The 7583-nt window shown below is 72.5% G+C and carries 9 protein-coding genes; 6 read left to right on the forward strand and 3 right to left on the reverse strand.

Annotation, left to right across the window (positions count from 1 at the left end):
- Positions 1-5: 5 nt before the first annotated feature.
- The 4 genes from truA (at position 6) to ppk2 (ending at position 3378) form a co-directional block, all read left to right on the forward strand.
- A complete protein-coding gene (truA, locus tag MHY29_RS10265) occupies positions 6-908 on the forward strand; it encodes a tRNA pseudouridine(38-40) synthase TruA (RefSeq protein WP_239240987.1) in 903 nt (300 codons plus the stop codon).
- A gap of 264 nt (positions 909-1172) precedes the next feature.
- On the forward strand, positions 1173-1616 hold the full coding sequence (gene rplM, locus MHY29_RS10270) for a 50S ribosomal protein L13 (RefSeq protein WP_224356601.1): 444 nt from the start codon (positions 1173-1175) through the stop codon (positions 1614-1616).
- A gap of 40 nt (positions 1617-1656) precedes the next feature.
- A complete protein-coding gene (gene rpsI / locus MHY29_RS10275; RefSeq protein WP_224356602.1) occupies positions 1657-2145 on the forward strand; it encodes a 30S ribosomal protein S9 in 489 nt (162 codons plus the stop codon).
- Positions 2146-2424: 279 nt separating this feature from the next.
- Positions 2425-3378 (forward strand): polyphosphate kinase 2, encoded by a 954-nt coding sequence (ppk2, locus tag MHY29_RS10280; RefSeq protein WP_239240990.1) that lies wholly within the window; start codon positions 2425-2427, stop codon positions 3376-3378.
- Positions 3379-3471: 93 nt separating this feature from the next.
- On the opposite strand, the gene MHY29_RS10285 is transcribed toward ppk2, so the two are convergent.
- Positions 3472-4278: a peptidoglycan recognition family protein gene (locus MHY29_RS10285; RefSeq protein ID WP_224356603.1), complete on the reverse strand. Its 807-nt coding sequence runs from the start codon at positions 4276-4278 to the stop codon at positions 3472-3474.
- A gap of 189 nt (positions 4279-4467) precedes the next feature.
- Between MHY29_RS10285 and glmM the strand changes: the two genes are divergently transcribed.
- Positions 4468-5823: a phosphoglucosamine mutase gene (gene glmM / locus MHY29_RS10290; protein WP_239240981.1), complete on the forward strand. Its 1356-nt coding sequence runs from the start codon at positions 4468-4470 to the stop codon at positions 5821-5823.
- A 4-nt stretch (positions 5824-5827) separates the two neighbouring features.
- Positions 5828-6010, forward strand: coding sequence for a hypothetical protein (locus MHY29_RS10295; RefSeq protein ID WP_224356605.1), 183 nt, complete (start codon positions 5828-5830; stop codon positions 6008-6010).
- Between the two features lie 94 nt (positions 6011-6104).
- Here MHY29_RS10295 and mscL read toward each other — a convergent pair whose 3' ends face one another.
- Both mscL and coaA read right to left on the reverse strand, forming a co-directional pair.
- Positions 6105-6512 carry a large conductance mechanosensitive channel protein MscL gene (mscL, locus tag MHY29_RS10300; RefSeq protein WP_239240984.1) on the reverse strand — a complete coding sequence of 136 codons (408 nt, stop codon included), beginning with the start codon at positions 6510-6512 and terminating at the stop codon, positions 6105-6107.
- Between the two features lie 83 nt (positions 6513-6595).
- Positions 6596-7525, reverse strand: coding sequence for a type I pantothenate kinase (gene coaA, locus MHY29_RS10305; protein WP_239240993.1), 930 nt, complete (start codon positions 7523-7525; stop codon positions 6596-6598).
- Between the last annotated feature and the right edge of the window lie 58 nt (positions 7526-7583).

Below are 7583 nucleotides of genomic sequence, written 5' to 3' on the forward strand. Positions count from 1 at the left end.
CCCCCGTGGAACCCCGCCCGGACCCCACGACCGGCCTGCCGCGTGAGGGGGAGGTCCGGCTGCGCCTGGACCTGGCGTACGACGGCTCGGGCTTCCGCGGCTGGGCTGCGCAGCCGGGCCTGGCCACTGTCCAGGGCGCGCTGGAGGGCGCCCTCGAGACGATCGTGCGGCGCCCCGTCCGCACCGTGGTGGCCGGCCGCACCGACGCCGGCGTCCACGCGCGCGGACAGGTGGTGCACTGCGACCTCACGGAGGCCGAGTGGTCGGCCCTGGCCCGCGGCCGCGCGGACGTGGACCCCGCGGACGCCCTGGTGCGTCGCCTCCAGGGCGTGCTGCGCCCGTGGCAGGGCGCCGTCGTCGTCCGCGGGGCCCGACGAGCGCCCGACGGGTTCGATGCCCGGTTCAGCGCGCTCTGGCGCGCGTACGAGTACCGGATCAGCGATCGGCCGGAGACCCGCGACCCGCTCGCCCGGCACGGCGTGCTCTGGCATGGCGCCCGTGTGGACGAGCGGCTGATGGCCGTGGAGGCCGGCGCGCTGCTGGGCCTGCACGACTTCCTGTCCTTCTGCCGCCCGCGCGAGGGGGCCACCACCGTCCGCGAGGTCCAGGACGCGGAGGTCGTCCGCACCCCGGACGGGCTGGTCCGGGTGCGGTTGCGGGCGGACGCGTTCTGCCACTCCATGGTGCGGACCATCGTGGGGGCGTTGCTCGAGGTGGGGGAGGGGCGGCGGACGCCCGGGTGGACGGCCGCCCGCGTGGCCGGCCCGGTGCGGGACTCGGCCGCCCGGCTCGCGCCGGCGCACGGGCTGACCCTTCTCGAGGTGGGCTACCCGGAGACCGGTGAGGAACTCCGGGCCCGCGCCGAGGGGAGCCGCGCCCGGCGCGCCCCCCTCGCCGACCTCGGCTGAGGTCCGCGGGACGCTTTTGGCCCGGACCGGATGAGCCGGTATCATGGGTGGACGTTGCGCATGCCCGCACCCGGATGCGTCGTGCCGCGAGTGGCTCAGTTGCATGGCCTCGACTCGCGCCGCACCCCCGGGGCTCCTCGGGCCCGGCCGCCTTCCAGCCCTCACCTGGGGGACCGGCGCGCACGGAGAACTGAACGGCCGCCCGCCTCGGACTCACGACCCGGAGCCGGCGGCTGTGACCGAACCGAACTGAAGGCAGACAACGTGCGTACGTACACTCCCAAGCCTGGTGACGCCGACCGCCAGTGGCACATCATCGATGCCACGGACGTCGTCCTCGGCCGCCTGGCCACCCACACCGCCACCCTGCTGCGCGGCAAGCACAAGCCGACGTTCGCCCCCCACACGGACATGGGCGACTACGTCATCATCATCAACGCCGAGAAGGTGGCCCTCACCGGCGCCAAGCTCGAGAAGAAGCGCGCCTACCGCCACTCCGGCTACCCGGGTGGCCTGAAGTCCGAGTCCTACGCCGAGCTCCTCGAGAAGAACCCGGTGCGCGCCGTCGAGAAGGCCGTCAAGGGCATGCTCCCCAAGAACTCCCTCGCGGCCCAGCAGCTGACCAAGCTGAAGGTGTACCGCGGTGCCGAGCACCCCCACGCGGCCCAGAAGCCCGCCACCTTCGAGATCGGCCAGGTCGCCCAGTGACCCTCGTGGTCGCCTGAGCAGACCTCTTCCAAGGAGAGACATGAGCATCAACCAGAACGACGACGTGGAGCTGACGAGCTACACCTCCGAGTCCACCGCCGCCTCGGAGACCGCCGCCGTCTCCGAGCGTCCGGCCCTGACCGTGCCGGGTTCCGCCGTGGGCCGCCGCAAGGAGGCTGTCGCCCGCGTCCGCCTCGTGCCGGGCTCCGGCCAGTGGTCCGTGAACGGCCGCACCCTGGAGAACTACTTCCCGAACAAGCTGCACCAGCAGGAGGTCAACGACCCCTTCACGCTGCTGGAGCTCAACGGCGCCTACGACGTGATCGCCCGCATCCACGGCGGCGGCCCGTCCGGCCAGGCCGGCGCGCTGCGCCTGGGCATCTCCCGCGCCCTGAACGAGATCGACCGCGAGCACAACCGCCCGGCCCTCAAGAAGGCCGGCTTCCTCACCCGCGACGCCCGCGTGATCGAGCGCAAGAAGGCCGGCCTCAAGAAGGCCCGCAAGGCCTCGCAGTTCTCGAAGCGCTGATCCGGCGCCGACCGGCCCGCCGGTCGCGAGACGAGCCCCGTGCGCCCTCCTTTCGGAGGGGCACGGGGTTCCCTGCGTTCCGGGGCGCGCAGCCCGCGGAACGGGGCCCGGGGATCGGCCGCGCGTCCTCCGGCGGCGTAGACTGACGGGGTCCGGCGACGCCGCCGGGCCGGGCCGCACGCCCGCACCGGTGAGCGGTCCGTCGCACCGCGACCTCAGGAGACGCCCGTGGCTGAGAACACGACGACGCCCCCCACCGACCCCTCCGCCGACGGAGTCCTGGCCGGCGAGCACCCGCTCGAGAGCGGCCGGCGCGAACAGCCGTTCGCCGTCACGGAGGACTACGCCGCCGAGGTCGACGAGATCCGCGAGCTGGGGCGCACGCTCCACGGCGACTCCCTCCCGAGCCCCGACCCCACCGCCTGGCGCGAGGGCTACCCGTACAAGACCAAGCTCAGCCGCAAGAGCTACGAGCGCCGCAAGCGCGAGCTGCAGATCGAGCTGCTCAAGATGCAGCTCTGGGTCAAGGAGACCGGCCAGAAGGTGCTCATCATCTTCGAGGGCCGCGACGCCGCCGGCAAGGGCGGCGCCATCAAGCGCTTCAACGAGCACATGAACCCCCGCGGAGCCCGCACCGTGGCCCTCGAGAAGCCCACCGAGGCCGAGGCCTCGCAGTGGTACTTCCAGCGGTACATCCAGCATCTGCCCTCCGGCGGCGAGATCGTCATGTTCGACCGCTCCTGGTACAACCGGGCCGGCGTGGAGCGGGTCATGGGCTACTGCACCCCGCAGCAGTACCTGGAGTTCATGCGCGAGACCCCGGAGCTGGAGCGGATGCTCTCCAACTCGGGCATCCACATCATCAAGTTGTGGTTCTCCGTGTCCCGCCGCGAGCAGCTCAACCGCTTCGCCGCCCGCGAGACCGACCCGGTGCGCCGCTGGAAGCTCTCGCCCACGGACCTGGCCTCGCTGGACAAGTGGGACGACTACACGAACGCCAAGGAGGCCATGTTCTTCTACACGCACACGGCGGACGCCCCGTGGACCGTGGTGAAGTCGAACGACAAGAAGCGCGCCCGCCTGGAGGCCATGCGCCACGTCCTGCACACCCTGCCGTACCCGAACAAGGACGAGCGCATCGTGCACCTGCCGGACCCGCAGATCTGCGCGTCCGCCGACGTCCTCTCCGAGATCGACGAGGCGGACGGCGGCTCCTTCCCGCGCGTCCGCTGAGCCGCCGGCCGGCCGTCCGGTCGCCCGGACCACGAGGCGCCCCACTCCCGGACCGGGAAGGGGCGCCTCGTCGTCCGTCGGGTGTAGGGCCCGTCAGGACCTCTTCTGGAAGTCCTCGTAGTTCTCCACGTTGATCTTGGCGTCGTCCAGGAGGTTGTCCGCGCCGAAGCCCTCGGTGATCTGGTACTCGCCGGTCTCGAGGGAGCGCTTGACGTCCTCACGGAGGATCGGGAGCTTGGCGTAGAAGGCGTCGCCGCAGCAGCTCGTCTTCACGACGTCGCGGTGGCCGATGATCCGCGACGGCGGCAGCTCGTACTGCTGGCAGATGAAGGCGGAGAGCTTCACGAGGCCCGCGTAGAGGGACTGCGGGGGCGGGCTGACCATGTAGAAGCCCTCGCACTCGATGCCCACCGCGTAGGCGTTGAAGCCCAGGGCATGGACGCCGAGGATGAACGTCTCCCCGCCCTGCAGCGCGTAGAGGGAGCCGTGGCGGCCCTCCATCGCGAACCCGCCGCGCGACATGGTGAACTGCTGGCCGGAGTCGCCCCACTGCTGGTTGATGTGCTGGTTCTGCACGCGCTGGGCCAGGGCGATGGCCGCGTCCCGCGAGCCGTCCGTCACGTTGGGCGTCGTGGTGTGGTGGATCACCAGGTAGGACGGCTTCTCGTAGAGCGTCTGCTGCCAGTTCTCCGGGATGCGCGCGCCCCAGTCGATGGTGGAGAGGATCTCCGGCTCCGGCAGGCGCGGGCCCGTCGAGGCCGCGGAGCCGTCCGCCGAGGTGCTCTGCGCGGCGTCGCCGCCGGTGCCGCAGCCGGCGACCGTGCCGGCGATCGCGAGCCCGGCGCCGCCGAGGACGGCGCGGCGCGGCCACGACGAGGAGAGGATCTGGTGATCGGGCATGGAGGAGGGGTCCTTCGGGTCGGGTCGGGGGCCACGGGCTGCCGCGCCGGATCGCCGGTGCGGGCCGCTCGCCGAGGCTCCCCCGGGGTGATCCTACCGCGCGGCCCCCACGGATCGTGACCGGATCGCGACGTCGGGGAGGGCGGGTCGGGACGTCCACGCTGACGCGTGCTCGTACACTCGGGGATCATGTCGAGATTGTTCGGAACCGACGGCGTCCGTGGCCTGGCCAACGACGTCCTCACAGTGGAACTGTCCGTCCAGCTGGCCCAGGCGGCCGCTCCGGTGCTGGGCGCGGACGCGCTCGCGGCGGGTCGCCGACCGGTGGCGGTCGTCGCCCGCGACCCCCGCATCAGCGGCCAGTACATCGCGGCCGCGGTGATCGCCGGGCTCGCGTCGTCGGGCGTGGACGTCCACGACGCCGGCGTGGTGCCCACGCCGGCCGCCGCGTTCCTCGTGGGGGACCTGGACGCGGACTTCGGCGTGATGATCTCCGCCTCGCACAACCCCGCCCCGGACAACGGCATCAAGTTCCTCGCGCGCGGCGGTGAGAAGCTCACCGACGAGCAGGAGGACGAGATCATCCAGCACCTCGAGTCGGAGCATCCGCTGCGCCCGACCGGGGCCGAGGTCGGCCGGGTCCGGACCTTCTCCGACGCGGAGGACCGCTACGTGGTCCACCTCCTGCAGACGCTGCCCCACCGTCTGGACGGGCTCACCGTGGTGCTGGACTGCGCCCACGGCGCCGCCTCCGGCTGCTCCCCGGACGCGTTCCGTGACGCCGGTGCGCAGGTGATCGTGATCGGCGCCGAGCCGGACGGCCTGAACATCAACGAGGGCGTCGGCTCCACACACCTGGAGAAGCTCCAGGCGGCCGTGAAGGAGCACGGCGCCGACCTGGGCATCGCCCACGACGGCGACGCCGACCGCTGCCTGGCCGTGGACGAGCACGGCGAGGTCGTGGACGGCGACCAGATCATGGGCATCATGGCGCTCGCCCTGAAGGACCGCGGGCAGCTCAAGGAGGACACCCTCGTGGTGACCGTCATGTCCAACCTCGGGCTGAAGCTCGCCATGCGCGGGGCCGGCATCGAGCTCGTGGAGACCCAGGTCGGCGACCGCTACGTCCTGGCCGGCATGCGCCTGGGGGAGTACTCCCTGGGCGGCGAGCAGTCCGGCCACGTGATCTTCGCCGACCACGCCACCACCGGCGACGGTGTCCTCACCGGCCTGCAGATCGCCGCCCGCGTGGCGGAGACCGGCACGCCGCTCTCCCAACTGGCGGCCGTGATGACCCGCCTGCCGCAGGTGCTCGTCAACGTCCGCGGCGTGGACAAGTCCCGCGCCGCCGAGGACGCCGCCGTGCAGTCGGCCGTCCGGGAGGCCGAGGCACGCCTGGGCGAGACCGGCCGCGTGCTGCTGCGCCCGTCCGGGACCGAGCCCGTGGTGCGCGTCATGGTGGAGGCCCCCGACGAGGAGACCGCCCGCCGCGAGGCCGAGGCCCTGGCCGAGGTCGTCCAGCGCGAGCTGCGCCTCCACGACTGACGCCGTGAGCCCCCGTCGCGACCCCGGCCGACTGCGCCCGCTCGCGGGCCCGGCGGCGCTGCTCGCGGCGCTGTGGGTGGCCGCCTGGCTCGCCGTGTCCGTGCCGGTGTGCGACCGCGGCGGACCCGCGGACTGGCTCCCGTGCGTGGACCCGGGCCGGTCCGTCCCGGCGCCCGGCGCGCCCTGACCGGCGGCCGGGGCGCGCCGGGCCCGGCACGACGACGAGGGCCCCGGTCCGCCTCCTGGGGGGGCGGGCCGGGGCCCTTCAGGTTGACGGGGGATCAGTCGCGCGGGGCGCCGTTCTGACGCGCGAGCAGGTCGCGGATCTCGGTCAGCACGGCGACGTCCGGAGCGACCTCGTCCTCGGCCGGGGTGATGCCGAGGCGGCGGTTGCGGCGCTCGATCATCGTGTTCATCGGCAGCACGATGCAGAAGTACACGGCGGCGGCGATGAGCAGGAAGTTGACGATGGCGGTCAGCACGACGCCGAACTTCACGTCCACGCCGTTGAGGTTGAGCACGAGCCAGCTGTCGAAGCTCGGCGCCTTGAACAGCGCCGCGATGAGCGGCATCAGCACCGAGTCGACGAGAGCGGTGACGACCTTGCCGAAGGCGGCGCCGATGACGACGGCGACCGCCAGGTCGACGACGTTGCCCTTCATGATGAAATCCTTGAATCCCTGAAGCATTGGCCCAGTCTAGGGAACATTCGACGGGACACGTATTCCGGGAGGGGTGTCCACCGGTGGGGTCGGTCACACCGGCGTCCGGCTCACACCTTCCGCATCAGGACCCGGGTCACCTCGTGCTGCCGGTTCTTCGTCAGCACCAGCCGGGCGCGCCCGCGCGTGGGCTGCACATTCTGGGCCAGGTTCGGCCCGTTGATGCGGTCCCAGATGGACAGGGCGGTCTCCCGGGCCTCCTCGTCGGACAGGGAGGCGTACCGGTGGAAGAAGGCGTCGGGGTCGCGGAACGCGCTCGAGCGCAGACCCATGAACCGCTCCACGTACCAGTCCCGGATCCAGTCGGCCCGTGCGTCCACGTAGACGGAGAAGTCGAAGAAGTCCGACACGCTCAGCCCCGGGGTGCCGTCCGCCCGGAGGAGCGGCGGGGCCAGGACGTTCAGGCCCTCGACGATGAGCACGTCCGGCCGGTGCACGACCTGGCGCCGCTCCGGGACGATGTCGTAGGTGACATGCGAGTAGACCGGCGCGCTCACCTCGGCCGCGCCCGACTTCACGTCCGCCATGAACCGCAGCAGCGCCCGGCGGTCGTAGGACTCGGGGAAGCCCTTGCGGTCCATGATCCCGCGCTCCTGGAGCACGGCGTTGGGATGCAGGAAGCCGTCCGTGGTGATCAGCTCCACCCGCGGGGTGGACGGCCAGCGGCGCAGCATCTCCTGGAGCACGCGCGCGGTCGTGGACTTGCCGACGGCCACCGAGCCGGCCACGCCGATCACGTAGGGGGTGCGGCCCGTGCGCTCCCCGAGGAACTCGTTGGTGGCCCGCCGCAGCGCGCCGGCCGCCTCGACGTGGATGCCCAGCAGGCGCGAGAGGGGCAGGTACACCTCGGCGACCTCGCGGAGGGAGAGGGTCTCCCCGAGCCCGCGCAGCCGCTCGACGTCGTCCTGGTCGAACGGCTGGTCCAGCTGGTCCGCCAGGCGCGCCCACGTCTGCCGCTCCAGCTCCACGAAGGGGCTCAGGTGGGGATCGCCGGCGGAGGCGGGGCCGGGCGCGTCGGCCGGCGATCCCCACCTGAGC

Source organism: Micrococcus sp. ACRRV (assembly GCF_022346985.1).
Classification (GTDB): domain Bacteria; phylum Actinomycetota; class Actinomycetes; order Actinomycetales; family Micrococcaceae; genus Micrococcus; species Micrococcus porci.

What these genes read in the sequence shown, in the direction of transcription:
- mscL (WP_239240984.1), bottom strand. Translation starts at nt 6,512, where the DNA reads ATGCTTCAGGGATTCAAGGATTTCATCATGAAGGGCAACGTCGTCGAC.
- rpsI (WP_224356602.1), top strand. Translation starts at nt 1,657, where the DNA reads ATGAGCATCAACCAGAACGACGACGTGGAGCTGACGAGCTACACCTCC.
- MHY29_RS10285 (WP_224356603.1), bottom strand. Translation starts at nt 4,278, where the DNA reads ATGCCCGATCACCAGATCCTCTCCTCGTCGTGGCCGCGCCGCGCCGTC.
- glmM (WP_239240981.1), top strand. Translation starts at nt 4,468, where the DNA reads ATGTCGAGATTGTTCGGAACCGACGGCGTCCGTGGCCTGGCCAACGAC.